Here is a 19,497-nt window from a genome sequence, read left to right as displayed (position 1 = left end):
GCGGGACGTGCCGCTGTTGATTAGCGTGGTTGGTATGGCAACCATCAAGAACTCGGGGCGGGGATTTTCCTCGGATCGTATGCGCCGCGCCGTCGCGTCCCTGATGCTCCTCGAGGCCCTGTCTTTGGCGGTGATCTCGGGACTGCACCTCTCCGGTGTCATCGCCGGCGGGGCCAGGCCCTATAACCCGGGGGCTGCGGGGATCGCCGAAGCAGTCATTGGTGTGGTCCTCCTTGCCGGCGCCGTGCTGGTTATGCGCAGTCCGGCGCGCGGGCGGACAGCAGCGGTAGGGGCAACCGGTTTCGCTATCGTGGGCTTCCTCGTCGGGCTCGGCTTTACGGTCAGCGGCGGGCAGCCTGCTGACGTGGCCTATCACGCCACGGTGCTGCCTTTGCTGGTCGTCACCCTGGCGCTGTCACTCCGAAAGTCCAGGGCCCGCGGTCTATCCGGACGTGCCCAGGCCTAGCCGGTGGTCAGCGTGAACGCCGGCCCGGTGCCGGGATTGGCGATGTGGGTGAGCAGCTCGGCTGACTTGTAGAAGTTGTCGCTGCCCACTCGTTCTGACCGTCCTAGGTACGGCCGTAGAAGGCGGGCCGTTGTCCCGGACAAGGCACAGAGCCCTGGACGCCTCTCGAGTCCAGCTCCGCGACCGTGGTCAGCACCTTCGACGCGGTCTTGGTGCCAGGATCGCGACAGCTTCTCAGCTGACACCGTTCACCTGGGCGCCGCGGTAGGCGGGTGAACCGGCGCATTAAAGCCGCTGTCCCCTCCTTGTCCCGAAATCGCTCATTGCGACCGTGACGCCGTTCCAGGACAAGCCATGACGGCCGGCCAGCTCCAATCCCTGGAAGCAGACATCATTGACGAGGCGAGGGCCCGCTTCGTCGCTCCTTTGACGGGCTCGCCTACGCCCAGGACAAGCACCGGTTCGGCTCCGACCTGGCACGCGCCTACGTCTGGAACACCAATCTCGACACCTTGAGCGGCTGTGAGGCCACGGACGTGGCCACGTTCAAGGACGGGTTGCCATTGCTGACCGGCCAGAAGAAGATCCTGGCGCACGCTCCGGTGAACCGGCTGTCCAGGTACTGGCGGCTCCCTCGTCGACCTACGGTCCGCGTGGGCTTCACAACGGCAGCCGGTCGCTCACCAATCATCCTCGTGGCCTCCCTCTCTGGGGACGCGATCCAGCTGGAGCTCGTATTAACGTCACCGAACACCTTCGGCCCCGAAGACTTCATCACCCGTCCCTCCAACCTGCTGGGTGCCCGCGCTGCAGCCCGGCTCGCCATGGAGGTCGCCGCCGCCTGACGGGGACGGGGGGCGTTATGCTCGCTCTCAAAGGCGAGGGGTGCTCGCTGTGAGTCAGGGGAGTGCGCACATGACAGAAAAGACCGGAGACCGGCCGTCCAGCACGGCAACACCGCAGACACGTGCCCACTCGTATCTGAGGCCGGTGCGGTTGCTCGCTCAAGGAGAACGGTCGAATCGTCACCCATCGGTCCTGGCGGAGGCGGAGCACAGGGCGGCAAGCCTTCAGCTGCGGGTCGCCGACGCCATCACCTCGTTCGCCGGGTCGATGAATTTCGTCTATTTGCACGTTGCGCTGTTCGCTGTGTGGATGCTCGTTTTCGAACAGAGTCCATGGCCGACATTGACCCTGATCGTCTCGCTTGAAGCAATCTTCCTCTCAACATTCGTGATGATCGGGCAAAACCGCCAAGCGGCCTTCCAACAGGCGAAAGCCGATCACGACTACACCGCCCAGGAACAGCTGCTCGTAGAAAACACCGATCTCACGCGTGCGGTCCATGAACTCACACGCCAGATTCACGCGCGGATCCTGAAAGACGGGATGGCATCGTCCAGCGAGAGCGTGTCCGCCGACCAGGCGACCCCGGAGGACCCTGCCAAGCCATAAGCGGCGGCCGTCGACCGCAGGGCGAACAAGGGGCATCCCGAGCCAAATCACCGATCGTTCCGGGCCACCCTCATGGAGAGCCAGACGATGGCTTCTTGTTCATCGGAGAAGTACCGGGTGGGACAGCCAGGTGCGGGTAAGCCTCGGCGACCTGTGGGCGATGACACGGTCGACTTCACTGCTGCCCAGGATGGCAAAAGCGGTGACGGTGACCGCCTCACTGAAAAATCGGACGGCGTACCGGCCCACTGACTTAACACCGACGATCTGCAGGAGGATGCCCGCCCCGTTACCACCTGTCAGCGCCAGGAACCGGGCCCGACTGAGATCCCGTCATTAGTGGTGAAGGGCGTTCCCGGCCGCATCGTGATCCTGACGACGCCGTCAGCGGCGTCGTTTATCCTCACATTCGCCGGCCATGGTGAGGCCGAATCGGGGCACTCGTCTGTGACGTCGGCGATGGAAGGGGCCCCTTACCGCTTCGTCCGGCCAGGTCCCGTCAGCGTCGGTGATCGGAACGGCGACAAGAAACGGACCGCCCGATCAAAGGCAGACTGAAGATCACGCCGTAATGCCAACCATCATGGCTACCGGCCGCGGCTGTAGATGACGGCCATGCTCCTACGCAAAGAAGGCTCCGTCCCAACTTGGGATGGAGCCTTCTTAAGGAGCCAACCGCTAACCGCTAAAGTGGACCTCGCACATCTACGAGTCCGACTTTTGGGGACCAGTTCAATGCCCGTGTGGGTCTCGCCCGCGGACCCGGAAAGGAAATTCCTACCCAGCCGGCAGTCCCGGCCGGCAAGTCGCGTCGTCACAGTCGGGAGCTGCTTCCGGGGAAGGGCCGAACCTAAGATCATCTGAAGAAAATCGAGGCCTGTTTGAGAATCTCGTTGGACCTTCCAAGTCCCCCACCTCAGCCCGCAGCTGCTTGGCTTCCTTCAGCTCCTCACTGCTTGTCCGGCCCAGGCGCACAGCGATGCAGGGCCGACTCCGAGCTTCGGCGCCAGCGCCCTTCAAGCAGCGTAAACCGATGGGTATTCGGACAACCGGTCCATCATCATGCGACTGCAGGGTCAGGGACTTCGGGCGGGAACTGCTTGTGCATAATTGCTATCTTTCTCACGGAAGATAGTGGCAAAAACGCGGGACGATTAATCCATTCGCATGCTTATTGAAACAAGTTAACGGTCAGGCTGTGGTGACACGGCCGCTAGACTCTCTTCATGCGCAGAACGTCGGCACGAGGCCCCGACGCCGCCGGGAGGGAGCGCGTACTTATCCTTTCAGCAGGGGTAGGAGCGGGGCATAACAGCGCCGCGGCGGCGTTGCAACAGGCCTGTTCCGCGCGCGCCGACATCGATGAGGTGCAGGTGCTGGACGTGCTGCAGGTGAGCAGTGTGCTCTACCGCACACTGCTGGGCAAGGGTTACTTCGTCCTGGTCGAGGACTTGCCCTGGCTGGTCGAGTGGGGCTACGACGTCAACGACCGTCCGTTCCGGCGCCGGGGCCCGATAGACCCCTGGACACGGGTGAACGCACTTCCGGTGATCGATGCGATCAAGCGATTCCGACCGACCGCGATAGTGTGCACGCACTTCCTGCCAGCCCAACTGCTGGCGTCACTGCTCCTTCGCGGCGTGATTGACGCGAGGACCGCCGTCGTTACGACGGACTACGACTTCCAGGGGCTATGGCTTACGGGCGCGTTCCACGCTCTCTTCCTGGCCAGGGAGGAGGGGAGGGTGGAACTGATGGCGCTGGGTTTGCCACCGGACCGCGTCGCGGTCACGGGCATTCCTATCGCTGCGCAGCTGAACGTATCGCCTGCGCGCTATACGAATGAGCCCCCGATGCTGCTGATCTCGGCGGGCGCGACTGGCGACGACTATGCCGTCTCGGTCGTGCGGCAGACGCTGCACATGCGCTCGTCCTTCACGGCCACCGTCTTGTGCGGACGCAACAGTGCGCTGCGGCAGCGTATCGAGCAGCTTGTCGCGCCCGCTGGCGACCGCTACCGGGTGCTCGGCTTGACGGCGGAGATGCCGCAGCTGCTCAGCCGCGCCGATCTGTTTGTGGGCAAGCCGGGCGGGCTGTCGGCGTCGGAGTGCATGGCTGCAGGGTTGCCCATGGTGCTGGTGAACCCCATCCCGGGGCAGGAGGTTCGCAATGGCGACTACCTGATAGAGCAGGGGGCGGCGGTCCGCTGCAACACTCCCGCGACGATCGGCTGGAAGATCGACGAGCTGCTGCGGGAGCCGGGCCGCCTGCAGCGGATGCAGGCGGCCGCGCGCGGAACGGGCCGCCCTAACGCTGCGGCGGACGTGCTGACCGGACTGCTGGACGGGCCGTCCCGTCCCCTGGTCGTGACACGCGCAGCGCAGAAGACAATCCTCACCGAGAGCGAGCGGCGCGTCGTTGCGAGTGATCTGACGGGACCCTCATCGCTGGTCCGCGTGGTCGACTTGGCTGGGTCCAGCACGGTCGCGCTGCTGCGAGCCGAGGAGCTGGGAGATCTGCAGAAACGGTACGCCACCCCGAACGGGGATCTGGTGCTGCGGGGCGGCGGCGCGCTTATGTCGCTCAGGGGGGAGGAGCGGCGGCTGCTCCGCGCCATTCTTCGGGGGGACGACGCTCTGCCCGTCCGTGTCGAGCGTCCGTCGCCACCCCCTCGCATCCTCCCTGCGGGACCGGCGGTACACGACCCCTAACGACCTCAGTGGGGCCGGCTCGCGCAGCCGCGCCTCGTCCTGCGGCAATGGCTTATCGAAGAGCTGTTCCCCGACTGCGCTCAATGCCGCGGCGTGATGCTCGGATTTGCCGACATCGAGCCCGCAGTAGACCTCGTATCGTTCGTCCAGCCGGCGCTCCTTTGCACCACTGTCTGGCCGCAGTCACGACACCCGGTGCTGGCACCCACGTTACAAAGAGACCTGGCCGCATCGGAAGAAGCCGGCCGTGTCCCTACTAGCAGTCACCGCGTGCCTCCGAACCCGGCGACAACACCCTCGGATCATCCAATGACAGGGCAAGAAAGTCATACCGGGTTCAGCGACCAATCCCCGGCCTTTGGGACGGAATAGATGTAACGGGGATCCCCTACCGGGCAATTACTTGCTTCTGATCGATGCTCCAAGTGCCGTTCGCTGGAAGATACGACCCTCTCGGACGGTGCCGTGCTCCAAGTTCCCTGCCAAAGGATCGCGCCCAGCCTCGCATGGCCGAATTCGGTCCCCAAAAATAAACAGATAAGCGCTGATCAAAGCGACTGCGCGCATGGGGCCATTCCTCTCGCAGTATGGAGTAGATGGCCGTGTCACGCCATCTGTCGTCAGCCCGTCGTTGGACATGTCTGAGCACACCTTCGGGCTGGCCACCTATCTGCTCTATGGCTGCCCGTGAACGAATGTTGAGCACATCGGCCTGTAAGCTCGTCTGGCCGAAAGTAGAGGGACACCGCGGGGCGGTTCTCCTAGTTTCCGGGAAAGCGTTCGCGAAGATTCCGGTGGACGTCCGCGGCCGATCCTGCGTCGGTCGCTGCCTCCGCGGTGAGCCTGAGCAGTGCTGAGGCCCCTGCACCGAGCGTTCCCGGGGGCGAGAGGGCTGACAAATCGGCGGCGAGCAGAATCTCGATGGCCAGTAGATCCTCGAGGAGGCCTAATGCATGCTCGGTGGTCCGGACGCTGAGCATGGCACCTGTTGCATGGTCCTCGACACCGACATCCAAGACGGTCGAGTCCAAGGTGGCGGGTGCTGCCAGGAGCCGGAGTTCGGTGTAACAGGCTGACCCGGCGTAGCGAAGCTGTATCCCCGGGGCCGCCTCCGGCCTACGGTTCCCGGGCGGAGGCCCTGGCTCTCCCGCCGCCATCACAGCATTCCACAAATGGCTCATGCGGCGTTCGCTCAACTGCCCCACATGGACCATGGCGACGCGCAGAGCGTCGAATGCAACGGCCAGCACCATCGGATGGAAGTTGCCGTTGCTCAGCACCGAGCCGGATTCGACGTCGACCAGAGGATTGTCGCTTGCGGAGTTCAGTTCGGTATCCACCGCGCGCCGGGCTACGGCGATAAACTCCCGGAAGGCCCCGTGGACCTGCGGAACCACCCGGAAGGAGAGAGCATCCTGAACGGACCGCGGGCCGTCCCGGGCCAGGAGTTGGGAGCCTTTCATCAGTTCATGCAGATGGCCCGCTGCCGCGACCTGCCCCGGATACGGCTTGGCCGCCGCCGCGGGCGCCGAGAATCCCGAGGGGTTCCCATGGGTGGCTTCAATGGACAGGACGACGGCCTGGTCCGCTGCGAGGGCTGTCCTCGCCGCCCTGGCCAAGACCAGGGCGCCATGGCCGATCGAGACGCCGTTGGCCGAAATCAAGGCCAGCCCATCCCGGCCTTGAAGCCGGAGAGGCTCGATCCCAGCCCGCTGCAAAGCCTCCGCGCCTGGGAGAACCTCGCCTCGGAATTCAGCCGTGCCCGTCCCCACAGCCACCTGCGCAATGCCAGCCATTTGGCTGATGTCGGCAGCCCCGACCGACCCTGTGCTGTGCAAGACCGGGTGTACCCCGGCATTCAACATGGCCAGCAGCGTGTCCGCTGCGGCCGGGCTTGCACCGGAACCGCCCCGGGCCATGCCGCAGACGCGGACGGCCATCGCGGCCCGGACCACTGTCCGGTCCAGCAGCGGCCCGACCGCGCCGCCGTGGCTCGCAACCAGGAACTGCTGCAGCTGTTCAAGCTCTTCTTGTGGAACCCTGGTGTCCTTGCCGTGGCCGACTCGGGTGCTGAGCCCGTAGATCGCGTCTCCGCTGGTTAGAGCCTCATCTAACAATGCCCGGCTCGCGGCAATCCGTGACTTGGCCGGCTCGCTAAGCACCAGCGGCCTGCCGTGGGCTACCGAGACGAGATCCTCCTGCGTCATTGGCAGATCGCTGATGGTTACTGGTTCCATGGGGTAGCCTCCCGTCAATTAGTGTGGCCCCGCGGGCCACACCGGGCAAGAGGAGACCCGTGAAGCGGTTCTTCACGAAGTACGCGACGTTCTCCGGCCGCGCCAGCCGCAGCGAATACTGGTGGTGGTTCCTGGTGTCCACCCTGGTGGGCATCGTCCTGAACATCATTGTCCGGTCCGGCGTCCGCTACACCGCCTACGGATCCACTGCCGGTCCGGGCACGATGATCGGTGGAATCCTGGCGGTGATCATCCTGCTGGTGTTCAGCCTCCTGGGACCGGACCCTCGAGGCCAGCAGTACGACCAACCCACGGCTTGGCCGACAGGAGAAACCGTCAGGGTCCGGCGGTACAGCCGTGACGTGTCGTAGGCTGAGCGCACCATATGGACAGCGGACGGGGAGCAGTATTCCATCCGCAGAGTGAACGAAGGAGATATTCATGTTGCTTTGGATAGCCATCATTATCGCCGTTCTCTGGCTGCTCGGCCTGTTGGCCAACATCGGGGGCGGACTCATTCACATCCTCCTGGTAGTGGCCGTGATCGTCCTGATCATCCACTTCGTCCGCGGCAGGTCACGCGTCTGACCGCAACGTCCGACGCGAAACCTGCGGGACAAAAAGAGGGGAAGGCCATTCCAGCCTTCCCCTCTTTTTTGCGTTTGCTCTTCTGGTCGGCGATGGAGCAGCCTGGCGAACGGTGACTGTTTCGCCCTTCCGGGTTCTCCATGACTGCGCCGCGCCGTTGACGGCGGGAGCCACGCTGCTCAACCATGGCGCCACGATCGACCAAACCAACGCCTTCGGCAACACACCGCTCTTCATTGCCGTCTCCAACCCGCCCGGGTGGCCTGAGATGATCGTTCTGCTAGATTCACGTGCTGCGGATCCGGTGCATTCAAGCATGACAGGACAGACGCCTGCAGGACTGGCTACATCAACCGGCAATTAAGAACGTGGCACAGAACTTTCGAGATCTCGGCCGATCCGCGTTAGCCAGGAACGTCCGAGACGGGGTCCTCTAGCGGACGACGACGTCGAGCGCCACGAGCTGCGCACCGTCACCTTCAACGAAGACCGCCAGCGCCGTGGCCGCCGCTGGGGGGAACACCAGGTCCGTCATGGTGGCGAGCCCGTCCTGGGCGAACACCTCTACGGAACAGCGGTCAAGGTAGATCCGCAGTCGCAGGCGGCCTTCCTTCTGTGGCACGGCGACGGATTCCGCGGAAGGGAAGGCGTCATGGAAACGTACGTCCCCCGAGTTCCGCCGGTCCAGCCGCAGAATACCTTCCGTTACGTCGTAGCGCAGAATAGTGCGCCCAGCGGCCCCGGCGCGAAGTATCAGCCCAACACTCTTGGCGCCACCCGGCTCGAACTCGGCGTCGATCCGCGCCACGGAGGCCGATGTCGGAAGCTCCATCGTCCCTGGTTCCAGTGCCTGTGCGCCGAGCCGAAGGCCCGGCACTTCCGGGCTGCCAAAAGGGTCGATGGCCTCCTGCCGGAGCACCACCTTCCCCTCCACACGGGTCAGCGAAACTTCCCGCGGCAACGACATGCCACTCCGCCAGCTCCCGGTGGGCGTTTGGTGGGCGTAGTCCCAGTTGTTCATCCAGCCGATCATGATCCGCCGGCCGTCAGGTACGTTGTTGAAGGACACTGCGGCGTAGTAGTCCCGTCCCCAGTCCAGCCAGTTGTACTCACGCATCCGACCGTCGTCCTGCTGGAGGCCCTCGGTGACCGTCGTTTCGGACCGGAACGCCACGCCGTCGAACGTTCCCAGGAAGTACTGACCTGCCGAGCCGCCGGCGACCCCGCCGGGGTTGATGTTGACGATGAGGACCCAGCGGCTGTCCCGCCGATTGCCGTCCACGGGCAGCTCGAACAGGTCCGGGCACTCCCAGACACCGCCCGTGGCGTTGGCGGGGCCAAAAGTGCTCAGGAACTCCCAGGCCTTGAGATCTGCTGACTTGTAGAGCACGACTTGGCGGTGCACCGCCTCGACGGCGACCATGACCCAGTAACTGCCGGCTTCGCCGTCGTACCAAAAGACTTTCGGGTCGCGGAAGTCCGCGGACGCGCGGTCCAGGACGGGATTGCCGTGGTATTTCGTCCAGGTCCTGCCTTCGTCCAGGCTGTAGGCGAGGGACTGCGCCTGGCGGCCCGCCAGCGGCGATGCTCCTTGGTACGCGCTGGTATAGATCGCCACCAGCGGCGGATCCGCCGCCGTCCCGAGCCCGCTGGAGTTGTGCTGATCGAACACGGCTGAGCCGGAGAAGATGGCTTCGTCGTCGTCGTACGGTATGGCCACCGGCTGCTCTTCCCAGTGGATCAGGTCCGGTGAGGTTGCGTGGCCCCACGACATGTTGCCCCAGTCCGCGCTTAAAGGGTTGTGCTGGTAGAAGAGGTGGTAGGTGCCGTTCAGGTACACGAGACCGTTGGGATCGTTGAGCCAGTTCCGTTCGGCGGTGTAGTGGTACGCAGGCCGGAACTGCTCCGCGCAGGAAACTGCGGCGTCACCGGCCGCCGTCGTCAGTGAATTCACGCTCAGCCCTTCACGCCGCTGGAGGCGATGCTGTTGACGAAGGAACGCTGGAAGGCGATGAACAGCACCACCACCGGAACAGTGATGAGCGAAGCGTAGGCCATCACCTCGCCCCAGGAAACGTTCAGCTGGAAGAAGTACTGGATGCCGATCATCACGGGCCGCAGCTCCTCGGACTGGATCACCATGAGCGGCCACAGGTATGAGTTCCAGGCCGGCAGGAAGGTCAGGATGGCCACGGTGGCCGTTGCCGGGCCAGCCAGCGGCATAACCACCCGGCGGTAGATCTTGAACCAGCCGGCACCGTCGATGCGTGCGGCCTCGTCCAGTTCCTTGGGGATGGATTCGAAGTACTGGTGGTAAAGGTAAATGGAGAAGGCATTGGCGATGAAGGGGACAATCTGCACCTGGTAGGTGTCCAGCCAGCCCTTTGAGATTTCGAGGCTGAAGCCGTTCAGCTCGAAGTAGGGGAGCTGGTTGACCCACCACACCAGTGGCAGGGCCAGGGTCTGGAACGGCACAATCAGGGTGGCCAGGATCGCCGTGAATACAATTTTTTTGCCGCGGACCTGCATGCGGGACAGGGCGAAGGCGCAGAGGCTGTTGACGAAGATCCCCAGGATGACGGTGACGGTGGAGACACCCACGGAGTTGAGCAGGAAGCGGGCGGCCGGGACGCGGTCGAAGACGGCGGCATAGTTATCGAACGAGATGTTCCCTACCGGCAGGAACGCCGCAAACGAGGACATGTCGCCGAAGATCTGCTGGTCCGGCTTCAGCGAGGACACCAGCATGAAGACGATGGGAAACGCCGCGACGACGGCGAAGAGGACGCGCACCAGCATGGTGCCGGCGTTCTTGAGGAGCAGTTGGTTTTTCATGTCAGTCTTTCTCCCGGGTGAGGTGGCGCTGCACCGCGGAGACGATCAGTACAAGGACAAAGAACACCAGCGAGATGGCGGAGGCGTAGGAAGTCTCCTGCTGCCGGTAGCCGGACCGGACGGCCTCATAAACGATGGTGGTGGTGGAATCCATCGGCCCGCCCTGTGTCATGACGCTGATCTGGTCGAACAGGCCCAGGGCCTGGATGGTGATGGTGACGAGAACCAGGCTGCGGGTGTGGAAGAGCCCGGGCCAGGTGACGTACCGGAACTGCTGCCAGCGGCTGGTGCCGTCCAGCTGCGACGCCTCGTACAGCTCGCCCGAAATGCCCTGCAGACCCGCCAGCCAGATGATCATGTGGAAGCCCGCCGCCTGCCAGATGGACAGAATGATGATGGCGGGCATCGCGGTATTGGGCTCACCCAGCCAGTCCGGGCCGTGGATCAGGCCGAAGCTGACATTGGAGAGGATTTCATTGATCAGGCCATCCTTGCGATACATGAACAGCCAGAGCAGTGAGACCACCACCATGGAGGTGACCACCGGCAGGAAGTACACCGTACGGAAGAAGTTCACGCCACGGAATTTCTTGTTGATCAGCAGTGCCATCACCAGGGCCAGGCCCGACTGCACCGGAACGATGACCACGGTGAAATAGGCGACGTTGAGCAGTGCCCGGTAGAAGGTGGGGTCAGTAAAGAGCCGGGAGAAGTTGTCCGTTCCCACAAATTCAATGGGACGCGGTGAGATGAGCCGGGCATTCGTGAAGGCGAGGCCGAAGCCGAGGATGGCTGGGATGAAGACGAAAGCCAGCAGCAGCACTGCTGCCGGGGCGATCATGCCCCAGCCGCTGAATTGCTCGCGGCGGAAGCCGGGGCGGCGCCGTGCGTTGCCTTTGGCGTACGACGGCGGCGGGGCGGCTTTCGAGGTGTCGGGGACACGGGGACGGGTGGGGAGGGGAACAGTTGCCATGGGAATCTTCCGTTGATCGGGCGCGGGAGGCCTGCCGCGTGCGACGCAGCAGGCCTCTGCGGCTCCGGCTATTTCTTGTAGCCGCCGTTGGACTTGATGTTGGCGTCGATGGCCTTCACCGCCTTGTCCAGGGTGGACTTGGGCTCGGCGCCGTTCAGGATGTCCTGGGTGGCCTTGCCGAATTCAGTGGCGATGAAGGGATACGCCGGCGTTTCGGGACGCATGACCGCATACTTCCGGGAAAAGTCCATGAAGATCCGGTCGGCGCCGCCCTGGGCGAACGCCGGGATCTGGGCAGCTGCCTCCTCAGTCGCCGGAATGGCGCCGGTGGCCTTGGCCACGGCAGCGACGTTCTCCGGTTTCAGTGAATACGACAGGTAGTCCATGGCCGCCTCCGAGTTGCCGCAGGCGCTGGTAACGCCCCATTGCCACGATGCGCCGCCGATCTTGGGGCCCGTGCCGAGATCCACAGGTGGCATGACCACCAGATCCTCCCCGATGGCGGCCTTGGCCTTGTCCGCAGCCCATGATCCGGTGTAGATGATCGCGCTCTTGTTGTTCAGGAAATCCTGGGTGGAGTCCTTCCCGCTCTTCTTTGCCATGAAGCCCTGGTCGGCCAGGCCATGGAACCAGTTGGCCCACTCCACCGCCTTGTCGCCGTTCAGCTTGCCCTCGGCGCTCTGGAAGCCGTCCCTGTTCACCAGGTCGCCGCCGAAGGACTGCAGGAAGGGCGAGTAGGCGTATGGAAGCCATTCGCCTGTCCCGGCAGTTCCCAGGTCCAGAGGGTAATCCCACTTGCCCAGCGCCTTGAGTTTGGTGAGGGCATCCTGGAACTCTTCTTTGGTCCAGGGCTGTTCGATGGTGGCAACACGGACCCCGGCAGCCTTCAAGTCCGAGGCCCGGGCCATCATGGCCAGGGCGACGTCGTAATAGCCAACCGCATAGGCCTTTCCATCCCATTTGGCGACGGTGCTGGGGAGCTGCTTGGAAAGGTCTGTGTCCAGTTCGAGGGGCTTCAGATATCCCGCCCAGGCCCAGTTGGGGACGTTGGGGCCGTCAATGTCAACGATGCACGGCAGCTTCCCGGCCGCGGCCGCGGAGACCACGGAATCGTTGTAGGAGTCCTGGGGGAAAGCCTGGACCTTGATCTTCACCTTGTCCTGGCTGGCGTTGTAGGAGTCGACGATTTTCTGGACCGCGGCGAGTTCGTCCGGGTTGCCCGCGTTGTGGGTCCACAGTGCAATTTCGTTGGATCCTTCTGCGGGGGAGGAAGCGCTGCCCTTGCCGCAGCCGGCGAGGGCGGCAGTGAGGGTGACGGCAGCTATGCTGGTCGCCAGGACCTTGGTGAGCATCTTGTTCATGGGTCGGTCTTTCTTTTTTGGACAGAGGGGATTGATTCGGGTCCTGCCGGGAACGCGGCCGCTGCAACGGCTGCGTTCCCTCTTTTTGGGTCTGGGTAGCTTGACGGCTGATCGGGCCGCTTCTGCCTTCAGCTCTTGGGTGGAGCGACGGAGTACCGCTCCACGGGCGGGCAGGCTATCTTTTCGTGCACCCGCGCGGCCGCGGGGTCCTCAAGCTCGTTGAGGAGTTTCAGGACAGCCCAGCGGCCCATCTCGTAGTGGGGGAGCGCGATGGTGGACAGTCCTGGCCAGAGCGCGTCGGCAATGAGTTCCAGGTTGTCCACCCCCACAATCGAGACATCACCGGGGATTTCCAGCCCAAGGTGGCCGGCCGCCTGGTATGCGCCCATGGCCATTTGGTCGTTGAAGCAGAACAGCGCCGTGGGACGTTCGGGTGCCGTCAGGAGCCTCAGCGCAGCTTCGCGTCCCCCGGCCGTGCTCGGATGTTCCACCGCGAGGCGGTCCGCCGGCAGCTCCAGTCCGTGTCGGGCCAGCGCCGCGCGGAAGCCTCCAAGACGTCCGTGTGCGGCGGGGATATCGTCCTCGTTGTTGATCATGGCGATTCGGCGGTGGCCTGCCGCGACCAGCAGTTCGGCGGCGGACCCGCCGGCGCCGGACTCATCCGGCACCACGGAGGACAAGCCTGCATTGTCCGACGTCGCATCCAGGATGATAGTGGGCGTTGCCCTGAGCTCTTCTGGAACGGACACCACTTGGTTGAACATCCGGGCGTAGATGACACCGTCCACCTGGTGCTGCTGCAGTGCGCGGATCTCCTGCCTCTCAAGTTCGTTGTCGAGGCCCGAGTTGACCACCATCAGCAGGTGCCCGTGTTCAGAGGCGGCGTCCTGGGCGCCTTGGATCATGGCGCCCGCAAAAGGGGTGGTGGTGATCTCATCGCTGACCAGGCCAAGGATTTGGGAGCGCTGGTTGCGGAGGCCGCTGGCCAGCCGGTTGGGTGCGTAGCCGAGGTCACCGGCTACGGCTTTGATGTGCTCCACGGTCCGTGCATTGACCCGCGAGCTGTGCGCCTCACTGAGGGCATGCGACACAGTAGTTACTGAGACGCCCGCGGCTTTTGCCACGTCCCGGATGTTTACCTTGGTCGCCATCGACGCTGTTCCTTTGCAAAACGTTTTGTATGTTGCGTGCATCACTATATGCAAAACGTTTTGTAGGAGTCAAGGAACTCGTTGACCCAAGCCAGGAAGGGGTGGCTTTTTTCCTCGCCTCGTTCACTGTGGATGAAGAAGGGCCCAATACCGAGAATTGAGCTGTCGATCCGCGGTCCTAACGTGGGGCCGTTGACAGAGGTCCACGGGACAAGGCCGGCCCGCACCCAGGGACTGCTCTTATCAGGCGTTGAGGCGGGTGGCCTCCACGGGGCCACCCGCCTCAATCAGTGGCCGCCCTCATGGCGGGCAGCGCTGGAGTCCTTGCTGATAGTCCAGGCAGCCCGTTCACCAGGGCCGCCACGCCCTTCACACCGCTACCAACGGTTCAGGTCTACGACGAGGCCCAAAACTTCAGATGTAGCGGCCCAAGGGCAAGGTTGAGGATGTTACATGTGCCGTCGGCCTGGCGGACTGAACGGTTGTCGTGATGGCCTGATAAGCGGTCTGGGTGGCCCCGCCCATGGCGGCCGTTGCCGTCCCCACGAGCTGGCCACTGACCTGCGGAGCGCCGTTGGCCGCGGAGAAGGAAGTGGGAGTGAACGTTCCTGTGAAGCTTCCGGCCTTGGTCCCGGTGCTATTGAGGAGTGGGAGGCGCCTGTCCGGCCTGGGGCGGGGGACGTACAGTATGGGGATCACCAATACATCAGCGAGCCGGTCCAAAAGAAGCAGGACGGGACCACGGACATCTAAGGGGTAGCCATGGCTCACGCCGAGAACGAGACGACCATCAGCCGCTCACCGGAGGACATTTACGCGTTCCTTGCGGACGGACTGAACAACCCCAAGTGGCGCTCCGGGATCCAGCACATTGCCCTGCAAAGCGGCAACCCCGGAGCCGTGGGGGCCATCTACACCCAGACACTCACCGGCCCAGGCGGCCGGCCCATCGCCGGCGACTACGAAATCACAACGGCGGAGCCGGGAAAGCGCCTGGCCTTCCAGGTCGTGGCCGGCCCCGCCCGCCCCACGGGCGTATACCTGCTCAGCGTCGCCCCCAACGGGACCACCCTCCGGTTCATCCTTGACCTTCAGCCTAAAGGGCTCATGAAACTCATGGGACCGATGATCAACCGCACGATGCAGACCGAAGCGGCCCAGCTGGCCAACCTCAAATCCGTTCTCGAATCCTCATTGCCCAACGAAACGGCGTAAAGCCGGCAGATGACACCCTGGACCCGGACGGTGTCCTATGGAAACCGCCGCCAGCGCGGACACGCTCCAGAAGATCCAGGGAACCGACGAGCCAGCCTCTCCATAGCCGGCACCGAAAGATCGGCTCAAGCGCGTTGCCCGGGATCCAGGCTGATGATTCAGTTCATCCATGCCACCGGCGAAACAACCTCAGGGCGGCCGACCCCCAGCGTCCAAAGAGGAAGCCCGACGCAGGATCACCCGGCTCACGTACTGGTCACTGCCATTTCTCCCCGTCTTCGCGGTGCTGAACCTCATCCCGAACATCCCCTTGCCATGGCGCCTCGGGATGCTGGCCGCTGAGGTTGTCTTCGTGATCGTTTATGGGACCGGGGTGGTCCGCATATCGCTCTGGCAGCGCGACGAGTACTGGCGGAAGCGGGGCAGGGACCCAAAGCACCCGGAGCGGTTCCCCAACGACCGGCCACAAGAATAGAAACATCAGTCGCTGAGACATTTCCAGCGTGGCAGTGAATAATGCGGCATTGCAATCTGACGGAAGTGGTCGCCGCAACGACGGGTGGGGGATGCGGTAAAGGGTGGTTCAGGAATCGGGCAAGAAGCCAGGGCTATGGGACCGGAGCCAGGTACTGTTCCGCAGATCATTCGGGAACGGTGTCAGCGTGACGGTGGGCGACCTTCCATTCGCCATCCTCGCGCCGGTAGACCTGCGTTGCCCGAAGCGTGTAGGAGTTTGGCACCCCGTTCGTCGAAACGGCGGAATGTTCCAGGCCCGCCGTGTACGCCATGTCGCCAATCACGTCGCATGCCTGCATCTCGAACCTCCAGGATCTGCAGTCGGAGAAGCTTCTCTCAAGTAAAGAGAAGAGCTCTTCCAGTTCCTGCTGGCCGTAGGCATTGCGCCAAGCGCCAAGAATGCAGACCGGTTCATTGCGGGACCAGATGGCCCGACGAGGGTCGGCGTCACCGTTATGAAGTGCTACTTCTGCGTCGTGCAAAGTCGTTTCAACCCAACGAATGAACTCGTCCCTTTGGCTCATGCCGACAAGCTACGCGCACCTGGGCTCACGGGCAAGGTCCCGCATCGCTGACTGCAGAGGGGCTCGTGCCATCCGCCGTAAAGCCATGAGAGCACAGAAAAGGCGCGCCCCGTTCGCTGAGCGCGCCCTTTTTGCCGGGCCTTGGACCCGTTGTTGCTACGGCTTGCGGCCGGGCAGGAGCAGGATGGCGTCGCCGATGGGGCGTTCGCCGGTGGGGTCCGAGGGGGAGTTCATGACCTGGCCGCTCTGGACCATGGTGGTGGATCCGCCGCCGTCCAGGTTCATCGCGTTGACCATGCCGAGCGACTTGGCCACGTGCGCCTCCTCATTCAGGCTCAGCCCCAGGGACGTGGTTTGTCGTCCATCTGCGGTGACCAGCAGGGTGCGGCCCTGTGTGTCGACCCCGGCGAAGGTGCGGGGGTTGCGCTTGTGGACCCAGCCGTAGAAGAAGCTGTTGCTGTCGTTGGTGCGGACCATGCCGTCCCGTTTGGCCGTGACGTCCAGCTGCCCGTTCTGGACCAGGGTGGGGCCGCCGTTGACGACGTCACTGGTGGTGCTCGTCGTGAGGGTCTTGCCATCTTCGGTGAGCAGATCTGTGTCGACCTTCAGCTTCTTGCCCGGGACGGCCAGGGCGGCGAGCTTGTCGACGTCCGTTCCGATGGCCTGCAGGCTCTGGCCGCCGGCGGGTACCGCGGTGCCGCGGGTATGGTTGACGGCGGTAACGGTGCCTTGGGCGTCCAGGAGGACTTCGAGTCCGGGGCCAGCCGGGGTGGTGGGGCCAAAATCGGGGGTAAAGTCCACGATTTCGTTGGCGTCAGTGCAGGTGAAGTCGTGCAGCGGCAGGTTCGTCGGGGTGTCATTGGTGCCGCCGCAGTTGCGGATGAGCCCCGGCACGCGGTCAATCCCGTCCAGGGGGAGTTCTGCTGAGCCCGGCGCACTGACGGTGCCGTGCCAGTGCAGGCGCTGGATGGAGGTGCCGTTCTTGTCCAGGACCAGGGAGGGGCGGTCGCCGACGGGTTCGCTGAGGACCTTCCCATCGTGTACTGCGGTCCCGGCGGGGTCCCCGGGGGCGCCTGCGGCGGGGTCCATGGTGAAGAACCCGCCGTTCACGGCTGCCAGGGCCCCGGCGGCAGCGGAGAGCTGGCTTGTGGTTTCGCGGTCTTCGAGGTTGGGCCCGAAGGAAGAGGTGAGGTCCCCGTGGAATTCCTTCGGGTCAATGGTGAGGACCTGGAGGTTCCAGGGGCCGCGGTCATTCTCACTGGAACCGGCGTCGCCGTCCCAACCGGTGTAGATCACCGATGCTTTGTAGCCGGCGGCCTTGATCTGATCGATCGTGGCAGAGCCGTCAGCCTTGGAGCCGAACTGGCCCACCCGCACCCGGTATCCGAGGTCCCCGCCAGCGTCGGCCAGTTGGGGTGACTGGACGTGTTCGACCCGGGCGGTGAGGTTGGCCGCGGTGAGCTTGTCGGCGACCTTCTGGGCCTGCGCCTGGGTGGACAATGCGGAGGCCGGGGCGTCAGGGTCCGGCGAGATGGACGGGACCGCGACTTCGGCGGTCCAGAAGAAGTCCTGGTTCGGGGCGCCGCGGGTGATTGTGGTCCGGGTCAGGCCCGGGGCCAGGGTGGTCACGTTCCGCGTCTCGGGCAGGTCCTGCGCTCCGAGATCCAGGTGGGAGGGCTGTGACGCGGCAGTCTGCTGATCCTGGGCCGGAGCCGTGGGCGCCGCGGTGGAAGCGCCTGCTGGGGTGAGGAAGGCGAAGGGGAGGGACACGGCCAGCGCGGTGATGACCGAGCGGCGGTGACGATGGTTGGGGGAGGTCATGGTTATCGACACTAAGGCGCGATGAAGTCAGAGTGGGCTCCCACACGCCGCGGTTGGACATGCTGCCAGCAACTGTTCACCATCTGTTCGGAAGACTGTTTCCAGATATTCGCGCCCGATGCGTGACCCCAACGAACCGGCGGTCGGGTGCCGGCGGATCGGCGCCGCGGACCAGGAGCTCGCGCACCGGATCGCCAATCGGCGGCCTAGCGGATCGAGGTCGGCGGCAGCACCGTGTACCGGGCAGCGTCCTCTTCGAGAAACATCCGCCGCGGTTCAGCCCCGCCAAAGACAATCCAGACGATGGAGCCGTCCTCGGTCAGGTCATCCACGACGCCTGTTCCCAGGTCGTGGCCCCCGGCCTGCACGCGGACTCCCTGGCCCCGCCATAGTGCGCTTCCTTTGACGGTCGTTGCGGTCATCTCATCTTGTTAGCCGACCCAGCTGCCGCGTCCGGTGACCATGTCTTCGCCGGTAAGGCAGGGGTTGCCGTTGTTGCCGGTGATGATGTCCCGGAACGCCACCGAGGAGCCGTACACGTAGGAGGCGTTGACGAGTGCGCCGGTGTCCGCAGCGCGGGCTGCCCACATCGGAGAGGATGCGCTGGTGCCGCCGACCGTGAACCAGCCGGTCTGTCCGTTGTACGAGGTCGAGTCATAGACGGAGACCCCGGAGGCCGGGTCAGCGTCCAGGGACACGTCAGGAGTGGCCCGCTTGCCCGCGCAGTTCAGTTGGGCGTACTGGCTGAAAGCGGCCTGGACCGCTGTAGCGACTTCGAAGGCGCTACATCCGCCGCCGGAGCTGCTCCAGCCGGTTTCGCTGGACAGTGCGCCTGTGCTGTCGAAGTTCAGCCTGGTTCCGCCGACTGAAATCACGTTCGGCGATGCCGACGGGTAAGTTGCCGGTGCGCCCTGGTCCCCGGCGGAGGCGAAGAAGCTCACGCCCGAACGGTTGAAGTGGGTGTCGTAGGATGCTTCTCCGCTGAACTCGGCACCTCCCCAGCTGTTGGAGACGTACTGGGCGTGCGCGGAAGCGTAGTCCTCGGCGGTCATCAGGTCGGTGAAGCTGCTGCTGTTGGCTTCAACGAGCAGGATCTTGGCACCCGGTGCGATCGCGTGTGCCCATTCGACGTCCAGCGCGATCTCCAGCGCCCAGCCGGAGTCGGACTGCGGGTACTTGGTCCCGCCCTTCTGGTTGACCTTCGTGAAGCAGCCGTTGGCGCTCGTGCAGGCAGGCAGCCCGAACTGGGTGCTGAATGCCGACAGGTCGCTGGCGATGGTTGGGTCGTTGTAGGCGTCGACGATGGCAATGGTCTTGCCGGCACCGGCGAGGGCCGAAGTCGGGAAGCTGTAAGCCTGCTTGATTGTGGCGGGCGAGAGGCCGGTCGGCGTCGTGTTCGTCACCTGCGGTAGGACCCGCAGCGGGTGGTTGGCGAAGTGTTCGTGCTCCGTCCCCTGGCCCGGGTTGGTGGGGCCCGGGGCGGCAGAGGCGGGCACGGCGGCAGTGAGGAGAAGGCCGGCTGCTGCGACAGCAGTTGCGGCACGGTGAAGCCAGGACATGGGACCCCCGGGGTGGGTAGAAGAGACCAAAGTTTTGGCCGCCGCCACGCACGCCTGAAAGCCCGGCAGTGTTCGGCTGAAGGGC

General features: G+C 64.3%; 18 protein-coding genes. 8 read left to right on the top strand and 10 right to left on the bottom strand.

The features are described 5' to 3' along the window. The first annotated feature begins 34 nt into the window (after positions 1–34). The 4 genes from J2X98_RS15525 to J2X98_RS15510 all read left to right on the top strand — a co-directional run bounded on the left by J2X98_RS15525 (position 35) and on the right by J2X98_RS15510 (position 4,632). The gene (locus J2X98_RS15525) at positions 35–466 is read left to right on the top strand and encodes a hypothetical protein (protein ID WP_307309861.1); all 432 of its coding nucleotides are present in this window, start codon (positions 35–37) and stop codon (positions 464–466) included. A gap of 512 nt (positions 467–978) precedes the next feature. Then, a complete protein-coding gene (locus J2X98_RS15520; protein ID WP_307309859.1) occupies positions 979–1,311 on the top strand; it encodes a hypothetical protein in 333 nt (110 codons plus the stop codon). Positions 1,312–1,381: 70 nt separating this feature from the next. Beyond that, a complete protein-coding gene (locus J2X98_RS15515) occupies positions 1,382–1,921 on the top strand; it encodes a DUF1003 domain-containing protein (protein WP_307309856.1) in 540 nt (179 codons plus the stop codon). Positions 1,922–3,147: 1,226 nt separating this feature from the next. Continuing rightward, entirely contained in the window at positions 3,148–4,632 is a 1,485-nt protein-coding gene (locus J2X98_RS15510) for an MGDG synthase family glycosyltransferase (RefSeq protein WP_307309854.1), read from the top strand. A 761-nt stretch (positions 4,633–5,393) separates the two neighbouring features. Here the strand turns inward: J2X98_RS15510 and J2X98_RS15500 are convergent. Beyond that, complete coding sequence (locus J2X98_RS15500; RefSeq protein WP_307309851.1) at positions 5,394–6,869, bottom strand: aromatic amino acid ammonia-lyase; 1,476 nt, start codon at positions 6,867–6,869, stop codon at positions 5,394–5,396. 59 nt (positions 6,870–6,928) lie between these two features. Here J2X98_RS15500 and J2X98_RS15495 point away from each other — a divergent pair, with 59 nt between their 5' ends. Together J2X98_RS15495 and J2X98_RS15490 are read left to right on the top strand one after the other, a co-directional pair. Continuing rightward, the gene (locus tag J2X98_RS15495) at positions 6,929–7,240 is read left to right on the top strand and encodes a DUF805 domain-containing protein (RefSeq protein ID WP_307309848.1); all 312 of its coding nucleotides are present in this window, start codon (positions 6,929–6,931) and stop codon (positions 7,238–7,240) included. Positions 7,241–7,310: 70 nt separating this feature from the next. Then, positions 7,311–7,457, top strand: coding sequence for a lmo0937 family membrane protein (locus tag J2X98_RS15490; protein WP_110543403.1), 147 nt, complete (start codon positions 7,311–7,313; stop codon positions 7,455–7,457). Positions 7,458–7,890: 433 nt separating this feature from the next. Here the strand turns inward: J2X98_RS15490 and J2X98_RS15485 are convergent, their stop codons facing one another. From J2X98_RS15485 to J2X98_RS15465, 5 genes are all read right to left on the bottom strand, one after another. Further along, a complete protein-coding gene (locus tag J2X98_RS15485) occupies positions 7,891–9,411 on the bottom strand; it encodes a glycoside hydrolase family 32 protein (RefSeq protein WP_307309842.1) in 1,521 nt (506 codons plus the stop codon). 2 nt (positions 9,412–9,413) lie between these two features. Continuing rightward, on the bottom strand, positions 9,414–10,292 hold the full coding sequence (locus tag J2X98_RS15480) for a carbohydrate ABC transporter permease (RefSeq protein ID WP_307309839.1): 879 nt from the start codon (positions 10,290–10,292) through the stop codon (positions 9,414–9,416). A gap of 1 nt (position 10,293) precedes the next feature. Continuing rightward, on the bottom strand, positions 10,294–11,265 hold the full coding sequence (locus J2X98_RS15475; RefSeq protein WP_307309836.1) for a carbohydrate ABC transporter permease: 972 nt from the start codon (positions 11,263–11,265) through the stop codon (positions 10,294–10,296). Between the two features lie 68 nt (positions 11,266–11,333). Beyond that, positions 11,334–12,626, bottom strand: coding sequence for an ABC transporter substrate-binding protein (locus J2X98_RS15470; protein ID WP_307309834.1), 1,293 nt, complete (start codon positions 12,624–12,626; stop codon positions 11,334–11,336). A 128-nt stretch (positions 12,627–12,754) separates the two neighbouring features. Further along, the gene (locus J2X98_RS15465; protein WP_307309831.1) at positions 12,755–13,777 is read right to left on the bottom strand and encodes a LacI family DNA-binding transcriptional regulator; all 1,023 of its coding nucleotides are present in this window, start codon (positions 13,775–13,777) and stop codon (positions 12,755–12,757) included. 762 nt (positions 13,778–14,539) lie between these two features. On the opposite strand from J2X98_RS15465, the gene J2X98_RS15460 reads away from it, so the two are divergent. Beyond that, positions 14,540–14,992, top strand: a complete 453-nt coding sequence (locus tag J2X98_RS15460) for an SRPBCC family protein (RefSeq protein WP_307309828.1) — start codon at positions 14,540–14,542, stop codon at positions 14,990–14,992. A 169-nt stretch (positions 14,993–15,161) separates the two neighbouring features. After that, on the top strand, positions 15,162–15,467 hold the full coding sequence (locus J2X98_RS15455; protein ID WP_307309825.1) for a hypothetical protein: 306 nt from the start codon (positions 15,162–15,164) through the stop codon (positions 15,465–15,467). A 166-nt stretch (positions 15,468–15,633) separates the two neighbouring features. Here the strand turns inward: J2X98_RS15455 and J2X98_RS15450 are convergent, their stop codons facing one another. The 4 genes from J2X98_RS15450 to J2X98_RS15435 all read right to left on the bottom strand — a co-directional run bounded on the left by J2X98_RS15450 (position 15,634) and on the right by J2X98_RS15435 (position 19,412). After that, positions 15,634–16,032, bottom strand: a complete 399-nt coding sequence (locus J2X98_RS15450; RefSeq protein ID WP_141941057.1) for a nuclear transport factor 2 family protein — start codon at positions 16,030–16,032, stop codon at positions 15,634–15,636. Between the two features lie 156 nt (positions 16,033–16,188). Beyond that, on the bottom strand, positions 16,189–17,853 hold the full coding sequence (locus J2X98_RS15445) for a phosphodiester glycosidase family protein (RefSeq protein ID WP_307309822.1): 1,665 nt from the start codon (positions 17,851–17,853) through the stop codon (positions 16,189–16,191). A gap of 206 nt (positions 17,854–18,059) precedes the next feature. Beyond that, on the bottom strand, positions 18,060–18,275 hold the full coding sequence (locus J2X98_RS15440; RefSeq protein ID WP_307309819.1) for a hypothetical protein: 216 nt from the start codon (positions 18,273–18,275) through the stop codon (positions 18,060–18,062). 9 nt (positions 18,276–18,284) lie between these two features. Further along, entirely contained in the window at positions 18,285–19,412 is a 1,128-nt protein-coding gene (locus J2X98_RS15435; protein ID WP_307309816.1) for a S53 family peptidase, read from the bottom strand. Positions 19,413–19,497 lie beyond the last annotated feature (85 nt).

It is taken from the genome of Pseudarthrobacter enclensis, assembly GCF_030811655.1.
GTDB lineage: Bacteria > Actinomycetota > Actinomycetes > Actinomycetales > Micrococcaceae > Arthrobacter > Arthrobacter enclensis_A.
This window is presented reverse-complemented; position numbering and strand designations above follow the sequence as displayed.